This is a genomic window from Sphingomonas sp. J315, from assembly GCF_024666595.1.
GTDB lineage: Bacteria > Pseudomonadota > Alphaproteobacteria > Sphingomonadales > Sphingomonadaceae > Sphingomonas.
The window spans coordinates 3,327,706-3,346,604 of the sequence record NZ_CP088296.1 but is presented as its reverse complement, the minus strand read 5'-3'; the positions used below and the strand labels follow the sequence as shown (position 1 = coordinate 3,346,604).

The 18,899-nt window shown below is 66.2% G+C and carries 15 protein-coding genes, 2 tRNA genes and 1 pseudogene; 10 read left to right on the top strand and 8 right to left on the bottom strand.

The genetic code is table 11. The features are described 5' to 3' along the window. The first annotated feature begins 26 nt into the window (after positions 1-26). Both LRS08_RS17075 and LRS08_RS17070 read left to right on the top strand, forming a co-directional pair. A complete protein-coding gene (locus LRS08_RS17075; RefSeq protein ID WP_374581620.1) occupies positions 27-410 on the top strand; it encodes a glycine zipper 2TM domain-containing protein in 384 nt (127 codons plus the stop codon). Between the two features lie 46 nt (positions 411-456). Then, positions 457-1,622 (top strand): annotated as a pseudogene (locus tag LRS08_RS17070) (glycosyltransferase). 42 nt (positions 1,623-1,664) lie between these two features. On the opposite strand, the gene LRS08_RS17065 reads toward LRS08_RS17070, so the two are convergent. The 5 genes from LRS08_RS17065 to yajC all read right to left on the bottom strand — a co-directional run bounded on the left by LRS08_RS17065 (position 1,665) and on the right by yajC (position 6,200). Next, positions 1,665-2,789: a DUF3089 domain-containing protein gene (locus LRS08_RS17065; protein WP_257846035.1), complete on the bottom strand. Its 1,125-nt coding sequence runs from the start codon at positions 2,787-2,789 to the stop codon at positions 1,665-1,667. A gap of 69 nt (positions 2,790-2,858) precedes the next feature. Next, the gene (locus tag LRS08_RS17060) at positions 2,859-3,221 is read right to left on the bottom strand and encodes an MTH938/NDUFAF3 family protein (protein ID WP_257846036.1); all 363 of its coding nucleotides are present in this window, start codon (positions 3,219-3,221) and stop codon (positions 2,859-2,861) included. After that, positions 3,221-4,198, bottom strand: coding sequence for a protein translocase subunit SecF (gene secF, locus LRS08_RS17055; protein WP_257846037.1), 978 nt, complete (start codon positions 4,196-4,198; stop codon positions 3,221-3,223). Before secF ends, LRS08_RS17060 begins: the two co-directional genes overlap by 1 nt. Before the next feature lie 12 nt (positions 4,199-4,210). Next, positions 4,211-5,854 carry a protein translocase subunit SecD gene (gene secD / locus LRS08_RS17050; RefSeq protein WP_257846038.1) on the bottom strand — a complete coding sequence of 548 codons (1,644 nt, stop codon included), beginning with the start codon at positions 5,852-5,854 and terminating at the stop codon, positions 4,211-4,213. Positions 5,855-5,858: 4 nt separating this feature from the next. After that, positions 5,859-6,200, bottom strand: a complete 342-nt coding sequence (yajC, locus tag LRS08_RS17045; RefSeq protein WP_257846039.1) for a preprotein translocase subunit YajC — start codon at positions 6,198-6,200, stop codon at positions 5,859-5,861. Positions 6,201-6,384: 184 nt separating this feature from the next. On the opposite strand from yajC, the gene LRS08_RS17040 reads away from it, so the two are divergent. The 5 genes from LRS08_RS17040 (at position 6,385) to LRS08_RS17020 (ending at position 11,836) form a co-directional block, all read left to right on the top strand. Beyond that, a tRNA-Pro gene (locus tag LRS08_RS17040) sits at positions 6,385-6,461 on the top strand. Between the two features lie 142 nt (positions 6,462-6,603). Then, on the top strand, positions 6,604-10,074 hold the full coding sequence (locus LRS08_RS17035) for a CHASE domain-containing protein (RefSeq protein WP_260481016.1): 3,471 nt from the start codon (positions 6,604-6,606) through the stop codon (positions 10,072-10,074). Between the two features lie 159 nt (positions 10,075-10,233). Continuing rightward, positions 10,234-10,854 carry a response regulator transcription factor gene (locus LRS08_RS17030; protein ID WP_257846042.1) on the top strand — a complete coding sequence of 207 codons (621 nt, stop codon included), beginning with the start codon at positions 10,234-10,236 and terminating at the stop codon, positions 10,852-10,854. Between the two features lie 7 nt (positions 10,855-10,861). After that, a complete protein-coding gene (locus tag LRS08_RS17025) occupies positions 10,862-11,719 on the top strand; it encodes a hypothetical protein (RefSeq protein ID WP_257846043.1) in 858 nt (285 codons plus the stop codon). Between the two features lie 41 nt (positions 11,720-11,760). After that, positions 11,761-11,836 (top strand) — tRNA-Thr (locus tag LRS08_RS17020). A gap of 98 nt (positions 11,837-11,934) precedes the next feature. Here the strand turns inward: LRS08_RS17020 and LRS08_RS17015 are convergent. Then, a complete protein-coding gene (locus LRS08_RS17015) occupies positions 11,935-13,380 on the bottom strand; it encodes an MFS transporter (RefSeq protein WP_257846044.1) in 1,446 nt (481 codons plus the stop codon). A gap of 172 nt (positions 13,381-13,552) precedes the next feature. Here LRS08_RS17015 and LRS08_RS17010 point away from each other — a divergent pair, with 172 nt between their 5' ends. The 3 genes from LRS08_RS17010 to LRS08_RS17000 are packed head-to-tail and all read left to right on the top strand — an operon-like array spanning position 13,553 to position 16,517. Continuing rightward, positions 13,553-14,761, top strand: a complete 1,209-nt coding sequence (locus LRS08_RS17010) for an MFS transporter (protein ID WP_257846045.1) — start codon at positions 13,553-13,555, stop codon at positions 14,759-14,761. 8 nt (positions 14,762-14,769) lie between these two features. Continuing rightward, positions 14,770-15,681 (top strand): alpha/beta hydrolase, encoded by a 912-nt coding sequence (locus LRS08_RS17005; RefSeq protein WP_260481015.1) that lies wholly within the window; start codon positions 14,770-14,772, stop codon positions 15,679-15,681. After that, the gene (locus tag LRS08_RS17000; protein WP_257846048.1) at positions 15,678-16,517 is read left to right on the top strand and encodes a DUF1080 domain-containing protein; all 840 of its coding nucleotides are present in this window, start codon (positions 15,678-15,680) and stop codon (positions 16,515-16,517) included. The genes LRS08_RS17005 and LRS08_RS17000 overlap by 4 nt, the downstream gene beginning before the upstream one ends. On the opposite strand, the gene LRS08_RS16995 is transcribed toward LRS08_RS17000, so the two are convergent. Then, positions 16,514-18,205, bottom strand: coding sequence for an FAD-dependent oxidoreductase (locus tag LRS08_RS16995; protein ID WP_257846049.1), 1,692 nt, complete (start codon positions 18,203-18,205; stop codon positions 16,514-16,516). The genes LRS08_RS17000 and LRS08_RS16995 overlap by 4 nt on opposite strands. Beyond that, the gene (locus LRS08_RS16990; RefSeq protein WP_257846050.1) at positions 18,205-18,825 is read right to left on the bottom strand and encodes a gluconate 2-dehydrogenase subunit 3 family protein; all 621 of its coding nucleotides are present in this window, start codon (positions 18,823-18,825) and stop codon (positions 18,205-18,207) included. The genes LRS08_RS16995 and LRS08_RS16990 overlap by 1 nt, the downstream gene beginning before the upstream one ends. Positions 18,826-18,899: the final 74 nt, after the last annotated feature.

The following is an 18,899-nucleotide window of genomic DNA, read 5'->3' as shown; positions in this document are numbered from 1 at the left end:
GGGCATCAACGACAGGGAGATGCCCGATGACTAGTTCACTTCGCACCGGCATGATCGCACTGAGCGCAGCGGCGATGGGTCTGACCGGTGCCTGCACGCAATATGGCTATGACCGGCCCGGCTATGCGAGCGGCGGCGAATGGGATGCCGCACGCTATTACCGCAGCGGCGACCGTTATCAGGAACGGCGCCTGAGCCGTGGCGACAATGTCTATGTCGGGCGCGACGGGCGATATTACTGCCGCCGCGAGGACGGCACGGCGGGCCTGATCGTCGGCGGGATCGCGGGCGGCGTGCTGGGCAACATTATTGCTCCGGGCGGATCCAAGACGCTGGGTACGATCATCGGCGCGGCCGGTGGCGCGGCAATCGGCGCCTCGGTCGACAAGGGCGAGGTCCGTTGCCGTTGACGCCGGTGGCGCAAATTTAACCCGAAACGTGTAGTGCGCGTGGCTGATGCTGCGCGTGCTCACCCTTTCATCCTTGTTTCCCGATGCGACACGCCCGAATTTCGGCGTGTTCGTCGAGCGGCAAACATTGGGACTGGTCGCGCATCACGATGTCGAGCTGAAGCTGATCGCGCCGTTGGGACTTCCGCCCTGGCCGCTGTCGCGGCTCGGGCGCTATGCGGGGCTCTCCGCCCTGCCCCGCCATGAACATTGGAAGGGCGTCGAGACCTGGCGACCACGTTTCGTCAATCTGCCGGGGACCGGCGGACGTTTTCATGCCGCGACGCTGGTGGCGCGGCTCAAGCCGATGTTGCGCGCGATCCGGCGCGACTTCGCATTCGACGTGATCGACGCGAGCTTCTTTTTCCCGACGGCGTCGCGGCGGTCGAACTGGGCCGGTCGTTTGGCATCCCGGTGTCGATCAAGGCGCGGGGGGCGGACATCCACCATTGGGGGCGCGCCCCAGCCACCGCCGCACAGGTGCTCAACGCAGGGCGGAACGCCGACGGGCTGCTCGCGGTCGCGGGCTCGATGCGCGACGACATGGCCGCGCTGGGGATGGATGCGGACAAGATCCGCGTTCATCGCACCGGAGTCGACCTCGACCGCTTTGCCCCGCGCGACCGGATGGCAGCCAAGGCCGCGCTGGGCGTCGCCGGGCCGCTGGTCGCCAGCGTCGGTGCGCTGATCCCGCGCAAGGGGCATGAAATCGTCATCGACGCGGTCGCGGCGCTGCCCGGCGTGCGGCTGATGATCGCAGGCGAAGGGCCGGAGCGACCGAAGCTGGCGGGACAGATTGCCCGGCTGGGGCTGGGTGACCGGGTAACGCTGATGGGCAGCATCGCGCATGGCGAACTGCCCGGATTGCTCGCGGCGGCGGACGTGATGGCGCTGGCGTCCTCGTCCGAAGGGCTCGCGAATGCATGGGTCGAGGCGCTGGCGAGCGGGACGCCCGTCGTGATCCCCGATGCCGGCGGCGCGCGTGAGCTGGTGACGGCACCCGAGCATGGGCGGATCGTTGCGCGGAACGCAGCGGCGTTTGCCGAGGCGATCGGGGCGATTTTGGCGGCCCCTCCCCCACCCGACGCAGTGCGTGCGGGCGCGGCCGGGTTCACCTGGGAGGCGAACCGCGACGCGCTGTACGCGCATCTGGCGGGGCTAGTGCGCCGCTAACTTCCTGCGCCCCTGCGAAGGCGGGAGCGCAAAGCAGCTAGTTCACTTCTTCTTCGCCCAAGCCTCAGCCTGACTCTCCGCCAGCTTCACCAGATCGCCCAGCGCCAAATTCATGTCGATCAGGTGCAGCCCCCAATCGTCGAGCCGCTGGGGGCCGACCATCACGTCGCCGGGAATGTCGTCGGTGCGCGCGTCGCTCGGGTCGGGCTTCAGTGTCACCTCAAAGTAGCTCGCGCCATCATTCACCACGCACGCGCCGGAGAGCATGCCGGGGAGCTTGACGAAGTTGGTGGTGACTGGAGCTCCGCCCTTGCTCCATGCGAAGGCCGGTGACGAGCCGATCAGCGATCCGGTGGGGAGATAGGCGTCGAGCGACGCGCTTCCACCGCCGAGCGCCGCCGGGTTGGTGCACGCGACCTGCATCCCCGCCGTGCTCGAACGGGCGAAACGCGATTTGGCGGGCGGCGGGACGGTCGCGCGGAAGCTCACATAGGTGACGACGCAGCCGGTGTCGCTCGCGCTGGCGCAGGTCGGGATCGTCTTGAGCGTGCCGGTGCGCTGGCCGGCCGCCACGTCGAGGTTGAAGCCGATCGGCATCGCGGAGATGATCGGCTTCATCTTGTCCGGCTTGCCGTCGAACTCGCGTTCGAGCAGCTGCGAGAGCATCCGCGCGCCCTGACTATGGCCGATCAGCACGACACCGCGACCCTGATTGTCGTGCTTCATATAGTCGTCGAACGCGGCCTTGACGTCGGCATAGCCCAGCGCGGGATCGGCGCCCGAAGGCTGGCCGGTCATCACTGCACGCAATGCCTTGAGCGTCACCTGGCGGTACATCGGCGCAAAGACGCGGCACACGCTGCGAAAGCGCGCCGCCTGAATCATCGCGACGCGGCGTTCGGCCTGGTCGATGCTGAGGTCGCTGTTCGGCGTCTCGTCGGTCGAGACGGTGGGATAGACATAGAAGCAATCGAATTTCGGGTTTGCCGCAGGAGTGAATTTCTCGACGGTGCGCGAGCCGTCGGGCGCGACAACGGTCGCGTCAAGATTGACGGTGCAGCTATCCTCCCGACCCGGGCGGCACAGCCAGTTCGCTGTATCGCGATAGTCGGCGGGCACGGGCGCAGCAGCTTGAGCGGCAGCATAGGCGATGGCGGCGGTCAGCATGGTTCTCTCCCCTGTTATTGGGGAAACATGCCGCAGTTGGGATCAAATTGGAAGATCGGGTATGGAGCCTTAGTCGAGCGGATAGAGCGCCGCACCGATCCAGCGCAGCTCGGCGCGCAGCACGCCCCAGGCGCGCGCGGCGGCGCGGCTGTCCATGACGTCGATGCCGAACGGCAACGCCGCCTCCAGCGCGGGCGACGGGCGGCGCAGCGTGCTGCCCGTGCCGAGCAGGACGAATTCGGGAAGTCGGTCCATCGCCAGAAAGGGCGCGAAATCGTCCACCGTCAGCGCGTCGATCGGCGGCGGGTTCCAGCCGTCTGCGCGACTAGGCGTGAGGATCAGCCCCTCATACACGCCGTCATCGACGCGAAAGCCGCGGCCGCTGAACCCCGAGACGACCGGCCCCTCGATGCGGGTCCGGTCGACCCGCATCAGGGCATGTCCTTGAAATCGACCCGCTCGGCACCTTCCGCGCCCTTCGGCCCGGTCGCTTCCTTGGGAAGGAAGCTGTCGGGCTTGAGGCGCAGCCACAACAGGATCGCGGCGGAGACATAGACCGACGAGAAGGTACCGATCACGATGCCGAGGAGCATCGCGGCGGTGAAGCCGAAGATGACATCCGGACCCAGGACCAGCAGCGTGGTGAGTACGATGCCGATCGACAGCGAGGTCACCACGGTGCGCGACAGCGTTTCGTTGATCGACAGGTCGAGCAGCTCGCCCATCTCCATCTTGCGGTATTTGCGCATGTTCTCACGAATACGGTCATAGACGACGATGGTGTCGTTCAACGAGTAGCCGATGATCGTGAGGATCGCCGCGACGATGTTGAGGTCGAACTCAAGCTGAGTCAGCGCGAAGAAGCCCAATGTCAGCGCCACGTCGTGGAACAGCGCGAACAACGCGCCGACGCCGAACTGCCATTCGAAGCGGAACCAGACATAGAGCGCGATGGCGATCATCGCGAGCGTCAAGCTGATCGCCCCGTTGCGGAACAGCTCTTCGGACACCTTGCCCGACACGCTCTGCGCGCCTTCGACCTGGGCGCCGGGATAGCCCTGCTGGATCGTGGCGCGGATTGCCGACGCCGCCTTGTTCGCCGCTTCCTCACCCCCCTCGGGCAGCGGGGTGCGGACCGAATATTCGTTCGTCGAGCCGCTGCGCTGGATCGTCGCCTCGCCATAGCCGAGCCTTTCGACCCGCTGGCGCAACGTTTCGATATCGACCGGCTGGCTGAAGGTCACCCGGGTCTGCTGGCCACCGACGAAGTCGATGCCGAGGTTGAAGCCCTTGACGACGCACAGCACGATCGAGCCGATGATGAGCAGCATCGACAGCGCCATTGCCACGTTCCGCCATTTCAGGAACGGAATGTTGGTGTTGTCGGGGACGAGTTTGAGCGGACGCATTTCCGGCGGCCCTTAAATATTGATCGTCTTCGGCCGGTTCCGCTTCAACCAGTCCGCGACGAGCAGACGGGTGAAGGTGACGCCGGTGAAGACCGAGGTGATGATGCCGATGGCGAGCACGACCGCGAAGCCGCGGATCGGGCCGGATCCGAACATGAACATGATCGCCGCCGAGATGACATTGGTGATGTTCGCGTCGAAAATCGCGCGGCTTGCTTCCTTGTAGCCGAACTCGACCGAAGCGACCGCGGCGCGACCGCGGATGCGCTGTTCCTCACGGATGCGTTCGTTGATCAGCACGTTGGCGTCGACTGCGGCACCGATCGTCAACACAAAGCCGGCAATGCCGGGCAACGTCAGCGTCGCTCCGAAGAACGCCATCACACCGAGCACCATGACCGCGTTCACCAGCAGCGCAGCGGCTGTATAGATACCGAAGCGCAGATAGGTGAACAGCATGAAGCCGATCAACGCGATCGTACCGACAATCCCGGCAAGGATGCCCTTCTCGATCGATTCCTGACCCAGTTCCGCGGAAACAGTCCGCTCCTCGACCACCTTGAGCGCGACGGGGAGCTTGCCCGAGCGCAGGGCGATGGCGAGTTCGTTGGCGCTTTCGACCGTAAAGCCGCCCGAAATCTGGCCCCGACCGCCAAGGATCGGTTCGTTGATGTTCGGCGCGGAGATGACTTGGCCGTCGACGATGATCGCGAACGGCTTGCCGGTATTGGCCTGTGTCGCCTGCGCAAAGCGGCGACCGCCCTGGGTATCGAAGGTGAAGCCGACCACGACGCGCTGGTCCTGGTCGTATTCCTGCTTGGCGTCTATCAGCTGGTCGCCGCTGACGATGATCTGGCGCTTGAGCGCGATCTTGGCGACCTCGCCCTCCTTTGTCGGATAGGCGACATAGGGCATTCCCCCCGGCGCGTCCGGATAAGGAGCCACCTCACTGCCGATCGGCGGGCGACCTGCAGCAATCTCGGCCGGATTTGCGGTCGTATCGACCAGCTTGAACTCAAGCCGCGCGGTCGTACCGATGGTGCGCTTCAGCGCCTCGGGATCCTTGATCCCCGGCACCTCGACCAGGATGCGGTTGCGCCCTTCAAGAATGATCGTCGGTTCGAGCGTGCCGAGCGCATTGATGCGACGGTCGACGACCTCGCGCGCGTCGGACATAGCCTGAGTCACCGCCTGGTCGAGCCCGGCGCTGGTCTGGCTGACGATAAAGCGGGTGCTGTCGCGCACCTCGATCGTCCACTCGCGCTGGCCCGACATGCCGACGCCGCTGCCGGTCAGCTGGAGTAGCCGTTCGCGCGCGGCATCGACCTGCGCCACGTCGCGCACCATGAAGGTGATGCGATTGTCGCGGGTCGAAATGTCACCGATCTCGATCCGCGGGTCCTGACGACGGAACTCGGTCTCGATCTCGTCGCGCTTGGCGGCGAGTCGCGTGCGGGCGAGTTCGTTGACGTCCGCCTCAAGCAGGATCGAACTGCCGCCGGCGAGGTCGAGGCCGAGGTTGATCGACGGCTGGGGAATCCAGGACGGCCAGCGTTCGCGCGCGCTTTCCGGCACGAAGCTTGGGATCGCCAGCAAGACGCAGACGGCGATGCTGAGCCAGACCGCCCAGACCTTCCACTTGGGAAAATCGAGCATGGCGTCAGTCGTTCGCGGGCTTGCCGCCGAGCGGCTGGACCTCGACGATGGTCGCCTTGACCACCTTGACCTTCACGCCGGTCGCGATCTCGACATTGGCATAGACGTCGTCGACCGACACCACCTTGCCCACCAGACCGCCCGCGGTGACGACGGTGTCGTTCTTCTTCATTGACCCGATCGACGCCTGGAGCGTCTTCATCCGCTTTTGCTGTGGGCGAATCATCAGGAAGTAGAAGGCGACGAAGATCAGGACGAGCGGCGCGATCGAGAGGAACGAGGCGGCGGCGCCGCCCTGGCCTGCCGCGCTGCCTGCGGCCTGTGCGAATGCTGGGGTGATGATCATGAGGTTCCCGGGGCCAGAAGGTTGGGCCTGAATGGTGGGGAGCCAAGCCCCCCGGTTCAAGCGGCGCGGGCTACCACTTGTGTTGCGCAGGTGCAACTGCGGCTGTTTTGCATGCGCCTCCGACCCGCTTCCCCAATGCCACTTGCATCCCCCGCCGCACCCGCCTAGAGGGGCCGCCTTCGGTCGGGGCGTAGCGCAGCCTGGTAGCGCATCACACTGGGGGTGTGGGGGTCGCAGGTTCGAATCCTGTCGCCCCGACCAATTTATTTCCGGACAGGGGATGCAGGCCGCAGGCCCGACCTTCCGCCTTCGCAACTCCATCATAGGTCTCCCCTGAACCCCGCGATGCGCGATGGGCAATGCAAGGGATGCAAGCGGCGCGCGGCTTGCTATAGATCGCCGTGTGGAGCCCGCGACCGACGCCCCTGCCCCGGAAAGAGCCGTTACCGGTGCACATGCGCCCGGCGAAACCCACCTATCCGTTCAGACACGGTTGCGGCTTGGGCTGATCCTGATCCTCTTGTTCATCGCGAGCGGATGGGTGGCCAAGCAACTTGCCGTACCGCCCGCCAACGTGACGATGTTGTGGCTGCCCTCGGGCGTCGCGGTTGGCGCAGTTCTGCTTTACGGGCGCTGGTTGCTGCCTGCGGTGTTCATCGGCTCGATTTCGTTGAACCTGATCCTGGGCGTGTCGATGGGATCGACGGTGCTGCGTGCCGGCGAGCTGGCGGTGTGGACAGCGACGGGTGCGATGCTGCAGGCGCTGATCGCGGATACCCTTTTGCGCCGCCGGTTTGGCGATCATGTCGAATTGACGCGCGCACGCGACGTCGCTGCAGCAATTGCCCTGGCGGTCGTGATTCCGGCGCTGGTTTCTGCCTCGATCGGACACCTTGCGCTGATGGCGTTGCGCGACTTTCCAGTGGAGGGGGTGCCTGGAAGCATGGCGACCTGGGCGCTGGGCGATATCCTGGGGATCCTGTCGGTCGCGCCGTTTGCGATGATCGGGGAGCGGCGCCGGTTCCGGGCCGAGTGGCGTGGTGCGCCGATCCGCGGGCTGTTCGGCTATATCGCGCTGGGCTGTGGCCTTGGACTGGCGCTGACGATGTTCGCGTGGATCAACGCGAGGGCCAGGGTGCATGACAGCAGCCAGGCGAGCTTCACCGTGCTGGCGACCGAGAGCGAGCAGGCGTTGCGCGCACGCCTCAACCGCACCGCACAGAGCCTCGACGCGGCCTCGGCACTATTCACGGCGGGCGAGCGCGTCACCTGGGCCGAATGGGTTGCCTATTCCAGGGTCATCGATATCGAAAACAGCTATCCGGGTGTCCGGGATATCGGCTTTATCCGGCGGGTCCGGCGCGCCGATGTTGCCGCGTTCCTGTCGGAAACCCGACGCAACGGTCTGCCCATCGAGCGCATAACCCGCGCGCCACCCACGGGCGACCATTATGTGGTGACCTATATCCACCCCCTGGAAAAAAACCGGGGTGTGCTGGGGATGGATATCACGTTCGACCCGAAGCGCCGCAATGCCGCAGATCAGGCACGGGATAGTGGCGCTGCGGTCGCCACCCGACCGCTTGACTTCGTCCAGTATCGCGGCCCCGGCTACGGATTCACGATCATGCGTCCAGTCTATGCGACGCAGATTCCGCCGCGCGATGTCGCTGAGCGCAGGCGCACGCTTTTCGGCTGGGTGTATCACCCCTTCTCCGCCCAGCGATTCTTCAAGGGTCTAACCCAGGGACAAGGGCATGACTTCGAGCTTCGTATCCAGGCGCAGGACGAGGCCAATCGCTGGACGACCGTGTTCGACACCCTGTCCGGCCAGACCAAGGCGGCGCATGACCCTGAACATGTGATATCCCGTCAGTTCGACGTGGCCGGTCGCGTCTGGTTGCTGGAATGGCGCAGCACGGCTGCGTTCGAGGCGCGAATGGGTAGCGTCGAGCCGCTACTGGTCCTGCTCACCGGGCTTACCATCAACCTGGCCCTTGCCGCAGTGCTGGCGGTGGTGGCGCGGCGTGAGGCAGTGGTGACCCGCGAGGTGGAACGCGCGACCAGCGAACTGTCCGAGGCCAATCGCCTGTTGCTGATGACCGAGGCAACCACCCATGTCGGCCACTGGCGCTACGACATCGCCGAAGGAACGCTGTTCTGGTCGGAAGAAGTCTATCGCATCCACGGGCGCGACCGGGACCGGCCGATCACCCGCGACGAAGGGCTCGACTATCTGCACCCTGAAGACAAGGGCCGGACCTGGGAAGCGTTGCTGCATTCGGTTCGCGACCAGGCCCCCTTTGCCCTCAAAGTGCGGATCCGGCGCGGCGACGATGGCGAGCTTCGGCACCTGTCCTATGTCGGGCGTGCCGAGCCGGGACCGGACGGCAAGCCCGGCGCCCTGTTCGGCGTGATTCAGGATGTCACCAACGAGACGCGGGTGCGTGCACAGTTGCTGAAGGCACGCGATGCGGCACAGCGCGAGGCCCAGATTCGCGGATCGTTCCTCGCCAATCTGAGTCACGAGATCCGAACGCCGATGAACGGCGTGATCGGATCCGCCGAATTGCTGCTCGAATCCAGGCTGGCCGCCGAACAGCGCAACTATGCCCAGATCATCGTCGAATCGGGCACGAATATGATGTCGTTGCTCAACGACGTGCTCGACCTGTCAAAGATCGAGGCGGGGCATATGGACCTGGCCGACGAGCCGGTCGCGCTCGAGGAACTGGCCAATTCGGCGATCCGCATGCTGATGCCCAGCGTCCGCCGCCGCCAGGTATGGCTGGAGGTGCAGATCGACCCGGCGTTGCCGCCAATCGTTCGCGGCGACAAGCTGCGGCTACGCCAGGTACTGCTCAATTTGCTCGGCAATGCGGTCAAGTTCACGCAGCAGGGCTTCGTGCGGCTGGAAGTCAGCCGGATCGGCGACCTGATGCGCTTCGCCGTGGTCGATTCCGGACCGGGCATCCCGCCCGACCGGCTGTCGGATATCTTCAAGTCCTTCGTACAGCTCGATCCGGTCGGGCGCACCGGCGGCACCGGGCTCGGCCTCACCATTTCCAGTTCGCTGGTGCGACTGATGGGCGGTGCGCTGAAGGTCAACAGCCGGGTGGGCGAAGGCAGCAGCTTTCATTTCACCCTGCCATGCATCCCGGCATCGCTCGAGGACGACGAGCCGAAGGCCGCCGCCGACGACGCCGCACCCGTGCGCAAAATACCGGACGTCGCGGCGACCCGTGTCCTGCTGGCCGAGGACAATGAGATCAACCAGGCGCTGATCCGCGCGACCGCGGCGCGGCTGGGACTGGATCTCGATGTCGCCAGCAATGGATCCGACGCAGTGGTTCGGGCCGAGGCTGCAGCACAGGCAGGGGCACCCTATGACCTCATCCTGATGGACATCCAGATGCCGGTGCTGGACGGCATCGGCGCGACCCAGCGGCTGCGCAGCATGGGGTTCAGCGCACAGACTCTGCCGATCGTCGCACTGTCGGCCAATGTCTATCAGAATGACATCGACGCCTGTTTCGCGGCGGGAATGCAGGCGCATTTGGCCAAGCCGGTGCGGCGCGAAGCACTGGAACAGGCGATCGCGACTTGGGCGCGGCAACGACCGGGCAACGGGTTGCGTCCCGCCCTGCCGACGACGCCTCCCCCGCCGAACCGCTGCCCCCTGCGCTGGTCAAACGCTATGTCGAGCGGCGGACGGCGCTGGCCGAGGCGTTGCGCGCGTTTGACCTGCCGGCCGCAGACGACGCGCGGTCGATCGCCGCGCTGCTCTCGGATATCCACAAGCTGGCCGGGACCGCCGGGCATTTCGGCGACACCGCAACTGGAGACATGGCGCGCGAGACCGAGCGCGCAATGATCGACGCCCGTCCCGAACAGCGCATCGCTCTCGCACGCGCGCTGCTCGAGAGGATCGAATCGAGTTCACAGAAAGATGCGGTTTGAGTAGTTACAATCCGAACCGGATGGACTTGTGGAGCAGAGCGTTTATCAGGCGCGTTCCGCTCCGGGGTAGCGAATGAAGATGCCAAGAACCGTTCATGTCGTTGACGACGATGATCTTGCCCGCGATGTAATCTCCAGCCTTGTGGCGACCTTGCCCGGGGTGAGCGTCAACGCTTGGGAATCTGCGGAAGCATTTCTGACCGCAGCGCAGGACGGTGCCGCACCGGGGGTCGTGCTGCTTGACCTCAACATGCCCGGCCTGTCGGGGAACGAAGCGCTGCGCGCGCTCGACCATAGTCGTTTTCCGGCGATCATCGTGTCGGGACAGGGGCAGATCACCTCGGCAGTCGAATCGCTCAAGCGTGGCGCGATCGATTTCATCGAAAAACCGTTTACGCTCGAAAAACTGCTCGGACCGCTCAAGGTCGCGTTCGAACTCCTCGACCGAAATCTGGCCGAAGGGAGCCGTTCCGACCGCGACCGCGAGCGGCTGGCAACGTTGAGCGAGCGCGAGGTGGAGATCCTGGCGTTGCTGGTCGATGGACTGACCAACCGCGAAGTTGCCGAGAAGCTCGGGCTGAGCGTCCGGACCGTCGAATCGCATCGGGCGCGGATCATGCTCAAGCTCGATGTGTCGAGCTTTGCCGAGGCGATCAGGCTGGCGGTGCTCGCGGGGATCGAGACGCCGGGCTGAGCCGGCTTTGGCCGCAGATCATCATTTCACCCGATTCGCCGCGATCGATTGGTCGGGGGCAAAGGGCGCGCGCCATCCCGGAATCGCGGTCGCATTGTGCGAGGCGGGGGACGCCGCGCCGGAGTTGATTCCCCCACCCGGCCGTGCATGGGCGCGCGGCGAGGTGCTGGATTGGGTAATGGCGCTTGCCGACGAGCCGATCCTGATCGGGTTCGACTTCAGCTTTTCCGCGCCGTTCGTCGCGCGCGGCGCGCATTTGCCGGGCGAGACCGAAGGCGACGACGCCCGCGCGCTGTGGGCGCATGTCGAGGCCGCGAGCGACGATCCGGATCTGGGCGCGGCCGGGTTCATCGACGCTCGGCGGGGCACGCATTTCTACCTGGGTGCCGCGGACGGGGCCAAGGCAGACTTCCTCCACTGGCGCGCGTGCGAAATCGCGCATGACGGCAGCACCAAGCCCTCCACCGTGTTCGACGCAATCGGCGCGGCGCAGGTATCCAAGGCGAGTTTCGCGGGAATGCGGCTGCTCCACCGGTTGAACGGACGTGTACCGCTATGGCCCTTCGACCCCATGCCCAAACGCGGCGCGTGCGTGGTCGAGATCTACACCGCGATCGCGGCGCGCGCGGCGGGTGCGCGCAAGGGACGATCGAAAATTCGCGATGCGCGCGCGCTCGACAAGGCGCTGGCCGCGCTGGGAACTCAGCCGCACGCGCCGCTCACCGTTTACAACGACGATGCGACCGATGCGCTGCTGACCGCCGCATGGCTGCGGCGCGCGGCTCACGACCCCGCGCTGTGGCAGCCGAGAGCGATGACGCCTGCAATTGCGCGCGCAGAGGGCTGGACGTTCGGCATCGCTTGACGCAAAGGGGCAGCATCCAGATGCGGGCCACGGCCCGCCGCGCCGGTTTAGCTCAGCTGGTAGAGCAGCGGTTTTGTAAACCGAAGGTCGCGGGTTCGATTCCTGCAACCGGCACCACCTTTTTCGGCGGTTTCCCGCTCTTGCGCCGCAATGTCTGACCCGCCTCTTCCGAGCGCGCCGGTGACGGGTCTCTCCCGGTCACATCAACGCGCTTTCTAGCGATGCACGCCGAAAATATCCGCCGGCAATCGCAAGGCCGCGACAATGGCGAGGAGGAGGAGCGCGACGAACATCGCGCCCGCCATCGGCAGACCGGCGAGATGCCCGGTGCCATTCCCCGCAGCTGCGAAATAGGCCGAACCGATCACCGCGATCCCGATCGCGCCACCCAATTGCTGTGCAGTGCGCAGCGTAGCGCTGGCGGTACCCGCGAAGACGCGGTCGACATCGGCGACCACCACTGGGGGCAGCGGCCCGGCAAGCATCCCCATGCCCGTCCCCGCCAGCGCAAGCAGCGCGATCAGTCCTGGACCAGCACCGATCCCGTTTCCGATCAGCACCAGCGCCCCGCTCGCCCCAACGATCATCACCAGCGCGCCGCCGATCAGCAGCCAGCGACCAAAGCGGGGGAGATATTTCTTCCCGATCAGGCTGATCCCCGCCATCACGCCAAGGCCAAAGGGGACATGCGCCAGCGCGGTATCGAGCGGCGACTTGCCCAGCCCCTGTTGCAGCGCGACCGCGAGCACCAGCAGGAACCCGGTCGCTCCGGCGGAAAAGGCAAGCACCGCGACCAGACCCCAGCGGAACGTTGTCAGGCGGAACAGCGCGGGCTCGATGATCGCCGCCAGCCCGCTGCGCCGCCGCGCCACCGCACGTGCCCAGCCTGCACCGATCGCCCCGACCCCGGCGAGCGCGCAGGGAATGGCCCAGACCGGCCAGCCCCGTTCCGACCCGTCGATCAGCGCGAACAGCAACGCCGCGAAGCCGATGGCGAACAGCGCCGCGCCGAGCAGGTCGATCCGCAGCTGGTGTCCCGCATCGCGACGGGGGATCGTCCGCGCGCCCATCCACAGCGCGACCAGCCCGATCGGCAGGTTGATCAGGAAGATCAGCCGCCAGCCCAGGCCGAACCAGTTCCATTCGATCAGCAACCCGCCAAGGATCGGCCCGAGGATCGCGGCGAGGCCGCCGATCACCCCGAACCAGGCGAGCCGCGCGACCCGCTCCAGCGGCGAGAACAGGGTTTGGACGATCGCCATCACCTGTGGCCCCATCACCGCGCCCGCTGCCCCCTGAAGCAGGCGCCCCACCACCAATTGCTCGGGCGTCTGCGCCAATCCGCATAGCGCCGATGTTGCGATGAACGCCGCGACGCCGATCAGGAACATCCGCCGATATCCGAACGCATCGCCCAGCCGCCCTCCGAGCAGCAGCAGCGCGCCGAGCACCAGCAGATAGCCCGCGACGATCCACTGCATCGCGGCCGACGAGGCATCCAGCATGCGCCGAATCTCGGGCAGCGCGGTGTTGACGATCGTCGTGTCGGCGACCTCAAGCACGAAGGCAATCAGGACCGTCACGAACGCCAGCATGCGCTGGCGGTCGGTCAACTGCTCCGCCGCGCCGCCGCCCTGCGGCACGCTTGCCCCTCGCTCCATTCGCCTATCGTCCCGAAAACTCCGGGCGGCGCACTTGCTGCCCAGCCCTAATTAAAATGATGCTTCTATTATGATCCGCTTTCGCGTAGCGTCAAGCCGAAGCGGCGATCGACGACCGCTATTGTGAGGCGGTCGCCGGTGGTGTGCGGCTGCGCGGAGGGGAGTAAAGGCGTTGCAGGATTCAGGCTCGACGCGGGTGCCAGGCCCGGCTCAGGGGTTCACCGTCATCATCGCGGGGTTCCTGCCGATCATGGCGATCGTATCGATGTTCCCGGCGGTGCCGGCGATGATCGCGCATTTCGGGGCCGATCCGAACGCCAGCTGGAAGGTGCCGGCGATGGTCTCCGCCCCCGGTCTGACCATTGCGATCACCGCGCTGTTCGTCGGTCTGATGGTCGATCGCTTCGGGCGCCGACGCCTGCTGCTCGGATCGACCTTGCTCTACGGCGTGTTCGGCTCCGCGCCGTTCCTGCTCGAATCGCTCGACGCCATCTATGCCTCGCGGCTGTTGCTGGGCGTTAGCGAAGCGGCGATCCTGACCACGCTCAACACGTTGATCGCCGACTATTGGAACGATCGGAGCCGCCGCAACTGGCTGACGATGCAGGGGTTGGTCGGTCCCGCGCTGTCGTCGGTGATGATCTTCTTTGCCGGGGCGCTCACCGCCTGGCGCTGGAACGGCATCTTCCTGCTCTACCTGCTCGCCTTCCCGATATTCCTCGCGATGCTGCGCTACATGTACGAGCCGCAGCGTGAGGTCGCACCCGCGCGGGTCGAGGGCGAGACCACCGATGGCGGGATTCCGTGGGGCGTGTTCGCGACAATCGGCGGCGTGACCCTGTTCGTGTCGGTCCTCTATTATGTCTTCATCATCAATGGCGGGCTGGTCTGGCAGGAACTGGGGGTCAAGGATCCGGGCAAGATCGGGCGGATCACCGCATTGCCCAGCCTGTTCATCCTGGTCGGCGCGGGCGTGTTCTGGCTGCTCGGGCGCTGGCAGGTCAGCTCGCGCGGCCAGCTCTTCGCGCTGCTCGTCACGCTCGGCACCGGTCTCGCGATCATCGGCCTCGCCAGCGACTGGCGGATGATGATCCTCGGCATGATGGTGCAGCAGACCGGCGCGGGAATGGGCGTGGTCACGCTGATCGCCTGGGCGCAGCGCAAGCTGCCCTATGCCCATCGCGGGCGCGGTATGGGGGTGTGGACCGCCTGCTTCTTCTTCGGTCAGTTCGTTTCGCCGCTGCTGGTCAGCGTGGTGCGCGCGCAGGTCGGAACGATGCAGGGCGCGTTCCTGATTGCCGGCATTGTCGGCATCGTCGGCGGAATCGTCACCTGGCTGGTGATCGACCGTCGCCCGGCGCTTCAACCCGCAGCTGCATGAGGCATCCCATGATCCGACCTTTGCTGAGCGCCATCGCGGCACTCCTCGCCATTTCGTCTGCAGCCGCTCAGGGGCCACCGCGTTTTCGGTATGAGGTGATCGAGGCACCGCTCCAGCCGGGCGCGGTGCCGCTGCCGACCGCCTCCAAGGGCGCGCCGGATCGCGAACAATGGATGACGCAGAACGGGTCGATCGGGGTGCGCAATGTGTCGCACGCGACCTTGACCCCGGTGCTCCCCGCCGGTCCATCGACCGGCGCAGCGGTGATCGTCGCACCGGGCGGCGGATTCCTGGGCCTGTCAATGGATGCCGAGGGGTGGCAGGTCGCGCGCTGGCTCGCCAACCACGGCATCGCCGCCTTCGTCCTCAAATATCGCGTGCTGCCGACGCCGCGCGACAATGCGGAGTGGGAGGACAAGTTCAATCGGATGATCGCGGGGCAGACGGTCGGCTTCGCACCGCCCAAGGACACGCCGCCCGAAGCGCTGGCCGACGGCCTCGCCGCGCTGGCGCATGTCCGCGACAATGCTGCGCGCTATGGCGTGGACCCGAAGCGAATCGGCTTCATGGGCTTTTCGGCTGGTGGCTTCCTGACCCGGTCGGTAGTCGAGAATAGCGGCGCGGCGATGCCCGCCTTTGTCGCGCCGATCTATCCCAACATGTCGGCGATGACCGTGCCGGCGAACGCGCCACCGATGTTCGTGCTGATCGCGGCGGACGATTTCCTGCTCACCCGAGAGACCGGCCTGCCCCTGCTCGACAGCTATCGCGCGGCGGGCAAGCCGATCGAATTCCACCTGCTCGCCAATGGTGGCCACGGCTTCGGGCTGGGTCGCGAGGGCACCGCATCGGCGGGGTGGATCGCGACGTTCCACCGCTGGCTGGGCGCGATCGGGATGCTGCGCGCGGCCGAGAAGTGAACCGCCGCGACCTTCTGACCGTCGGCGCGGGCGCGGCGCTGCTGTCGCCGGGGATTGCGGTCGCGCTCGCCAATGCACGCGATGCGGCATGGCGACCGCTGTTCGATGGCCGGACGCTTAATGGCTGGCGCTTTCACCAGCAGGGCGCGGGTGACACGGATCGTGACGGCGCAGTCGCGATCGAGCGCGGGATGCTCCGCTTTCTCGGCCCGCGCTATCGTGGCGACGGGACCGCGCCGGGGCATATCTCGACGCTGGCGGAACATGGCGACTATCATCTGCGGCTGCGTTTTCGCTGGGGAAGCGCGCGGTTCGTCCCGCGCAAGCTGCAGCGGCGCAACAGCGGCATCCTCTATCATATGGGTCCGGCGACCGACCGGCTCTTCCCGCCCGGGGTCGAGTTTCAGGTCGAGGAAGGCGATGTCGGCGACGCGATCATGATCGATACGCGCGCGCTGCACGGCCCGCTGCTGGGCGGTACGCCGCTCTGGCCCAACTACTTCCCGTCCATGCCGCAAGAGTATGTTGAGCCGGTGCGCGCCGGCGGGATCGCGCGGCAATGGTTCCGCCATTCGGGCGCATTCGCCAATCTCGACGGATGGAACACGCTCGACCTCATCGCATTCGGCGATCAGGCCGCGCATCTGGTCAACGGACGCATCGTCAACACGCTGTTCAAGATGATCGGCCCAGGCGCGCAGGGTGCGTCCACGCCGCTGACGCGGGGCCGGATCGCGCTCGAATTCGAGCATGCCGAGATCTGGTTCAGCGACATCGCGATCCGCCCACTCTCGGCGAGCGACATCGCCGCGATCCGCAAGCACGGCTCTTACTAGAGCGCGCCCTCCTTCAAAAGCTCGACGGCATGCACCGCCGCGCGTGCGGTGAGCGCCATATAGGTGAGCGAGGGGTTCTGGCAGGCGGATGAGCTCATCTGCGCGCCATCGGTGACGAACAGGTTCGCGACGTCATGCGCCTGGCTCCATTTGTTGAGCACCGACGTCGCCGGGTCCGCGCCCATCCGCGCGCCGCCCATTTCGTGGATCGCGCTGCCGCCCGGATTGGGTCGGTCGAAGCCCATGATGACCTTGCCGCCGGCATGGGTCAGCATGTCGGCCGCATCGGCCTTGGCCTGCGCCAGCGCGGCATGTTCCTCCGCGCCGAACGCGAATTCGACCTTCAGGATCGGCAAGCTATTGGCATCGGTGCGCTTCGCGTCGAGCGTGATGCGGTTCGACGCACGCGGCACGCAATCGGCAAAGCCGACCAGCACCATCCGCCACATGCCGGGCGGCTGCAGCGCATCCTTGTACGCAGCACCAATCCCCGCCTCGCGCTTGCCGCGCGTCCAGCCCGATTGCAGCGCGCCGCCCTGGAACGAGAAGCCCCGACTGTGCCCCGCGCCGTCGATCGCATCGAGATTGCGGAAGCGCGGAATGACGATACCGGTCGGGCGATTGCCGAAGGTCGTCCATTGCTCGAATCCCGGAAACAGCGCGATCGCCGACAGGGTGCTGGCATGGTCCATGATGTGCGTGCCGAGTACGCCGCTGGAATTGCCGAGGCCGTTCGGCATCGCGTCGATCGCCGAATTTAGCAGCAGATGGACCGAGTTGAACGCCCCGGCATTGAGGAACACCATCCGCGCGGTCGCCTGCCCACGCGCCTTGGTCTTGCCGTCGATCCAGCGCACGCCGGTCACGCGCCGCGTCGCCGCGTCATAGTCGATCTTCTCGACGACCGCATCGGTGACCAGGGTCAGGTTGCCGGTCTTTTGCGCAGCGGGCAGCGTGGACGACTGGGTCGAGAAATAGGCGCCATAGGAACAGCCGCGTGCGCAGATCGATCGGCGCTGGCATTCGCCGCGCCCGTCCTTCGCCTGAGTCAGATTGGCGGTGCGCCCGATCGTCAGCCGCCGGTCGGGCCAGCGCGCAGAGATTCTCTCGCGCACCGCCTGTTCGACCACGTTGAGCGCCATCGGCGGCTGAAAGCGCCCGTCGGGCAGCTGGGCCAGCCCCTCCGCCGCGCCGGAGACGCCGATGAACTCCTCGACCTTGTCGTACCAGGGGGCAATGTCCGCATAACGGATCGGCCAGTCGGTGCCGTTGCCATCGCGCCGGTTGGCGTCGAAATCATAGTCCGACCAGCGATAGGACTGCCGCCCCCAGGTCAGCGAGCGTCCGCCCAGATTATAGCTGCGATACCAGTTGAACGCGGTGCCGTCCTCGGTCGCATAGGGGTTGTCGGCGTCGTTGACGAAATGCGGCTCGGTGAACTCGGTGAAATGGCGATTGCCGCGCTGGACCGGATAGTCGCGGGCATATTTCTCGGCGTCGCCGATCCCGCGAAACGGCATGTCCCATGGCGCCTTGGTCTCGTTCACATATCCGGTCTGGTGCGCGATCATCGGCCCGCGCTCGAGCATCAGAACCTTCAGCCCCGCCTCGGTCAGTTCCTTGGCCGCCCAGCCGCCGGTGATGCCGGAGCCGACCACGATCGCGTCGAAATGCATATTGTCCGCCATCAGCCGAAATCCACCGCGGTCCAGTCACTGGAGAAGGCACGCTCGCCCGGCTTGACCGCGACCGCGGGGTCGAACCGCCCGGGGGTCAACTCGTAGCGCAGTTCCTGCGCGCCGCCGGTTTGCGAGGTATAATAGCCGGTCAGGATCAATCCCTTCACCGTCTTCCAGGGATGGTCCTTCGCGGCATAGGCATCGGCGTCCAGTCGCGTAAGGATTGCAGCGCGGCGCGCCACGGGCTTGCCCATCCAGTCGCCATTGGCGGCGCGGTCGAGTTCGGCCTCCAGCCAGTCGAGATGGCGCAGACTGCCGTCGCTGCGACGATAGGCGTGGAGGCTGGCTGGCAGGGCGTCCGCCGCGACCGGAGCGCGGCTCTTGTCGAGGCCGTGCGCGAGCGCGAGGATCACGAAGTCCCCCACTCCCACTTCCCCCGCGCCCGGGGTGCCGGTGCGCGGAATGACCAGCTGGCTGATGTCGCGGATCATCGCGCGCTGGCGGTCGCTCGGCGCGTCGCCTTCATCCTGCTTCGACAGCGTCGCGACGACTGCGGGCATCCCCACCACCGCCGCGAGCAACGCCACGCCCCCGCCGAATTCACGCCGTGTCCAGCCCGCCTGACCCATAAAACGCCCTCTCCTCGCCGGTCCTTGCCGACGCTGACTCAGGCTGATATCAGAATGTATATTCTATTTCTAGC

Bases quoted from the DNA above. Each gene is read 5' to 3' on its own strand.
- LRS08_RS17075 (WP_374581620.1), top strand. From the start codon at position 27: ATGACTAGTTCACTTCGCACCGGCATGATCGCACTGAGCGCAGCGGCG.
- LRS08_RS17065 (WP_257846035.1), bottom strand. From the start codon at position 2,789: ATGCTGACCGCCGCCATCGCCTATGCTGCCGCTCAAGCTGCTGCGCCC.
- LRS08_RS17060 (WP_257846036.1), bottom strand. From the start codon at position 3,221: ATGCGGGTCGACCGGACCCGCATCGAGGGGCCGGTCGTCTCGGGGTTC.
- secF (WP_257846037.1), bottom strand. From the start codon at position 4,198: ATGCGTCCGCTCAAACTCGTCCCCGACAACACCAACATTCCGTTCCTG.
- secD (WP_257846038.1), bottom strand. From the start codon at position 5,854: ATGCTCGATTTTCCCAAGTGGAAGGTCTGGGCGGTCTGGCTCAGCATC.
- yajC (WP_257846039.1), bottom strand. From the start codon at position 6,200: ATGATCATCACCCCAGCATTCGCACAGGCCGCAGGCAGCGCGGCAGGC.
- LRS08_RS17030 (WP_257846042.1), top strand. From the start codon at position 10,234: ATGAAGATGCCAAGAACCGTTCATGTCGTTGACGACGATGATCTTGCC.
- LRS08_RS17015 (WP_257846044.1), bottom strand. From the start codon at position 13,380: ATGGAGCGAGGGGCAAGCGTGCCGCAGGGCGGCGGCGCGGCGGAGCAG.
- LRS08_RS17005 (WP_260481015.1), top strand. From the start codon at position 14,770: ATGATCCGACCTTTGCTGAGCGCCATCGCGGCACTCCTCGCCATTTCG.
- LRS08_RS16995 (WP_257846049.1), bottom strand. From the start codon at position 18,205: ATGGCGGACAATATGCATTTCGACGCGATCGTGGTCGGCTCCGGCATC.
- LRS08_RS16990 (WP_257846050.1), bottom strand. From the start codon at position 18,825: ATGGGTCAGGCGGGCTGGACACGGCGTGAATTCGGCGGGGGCGTGGCG.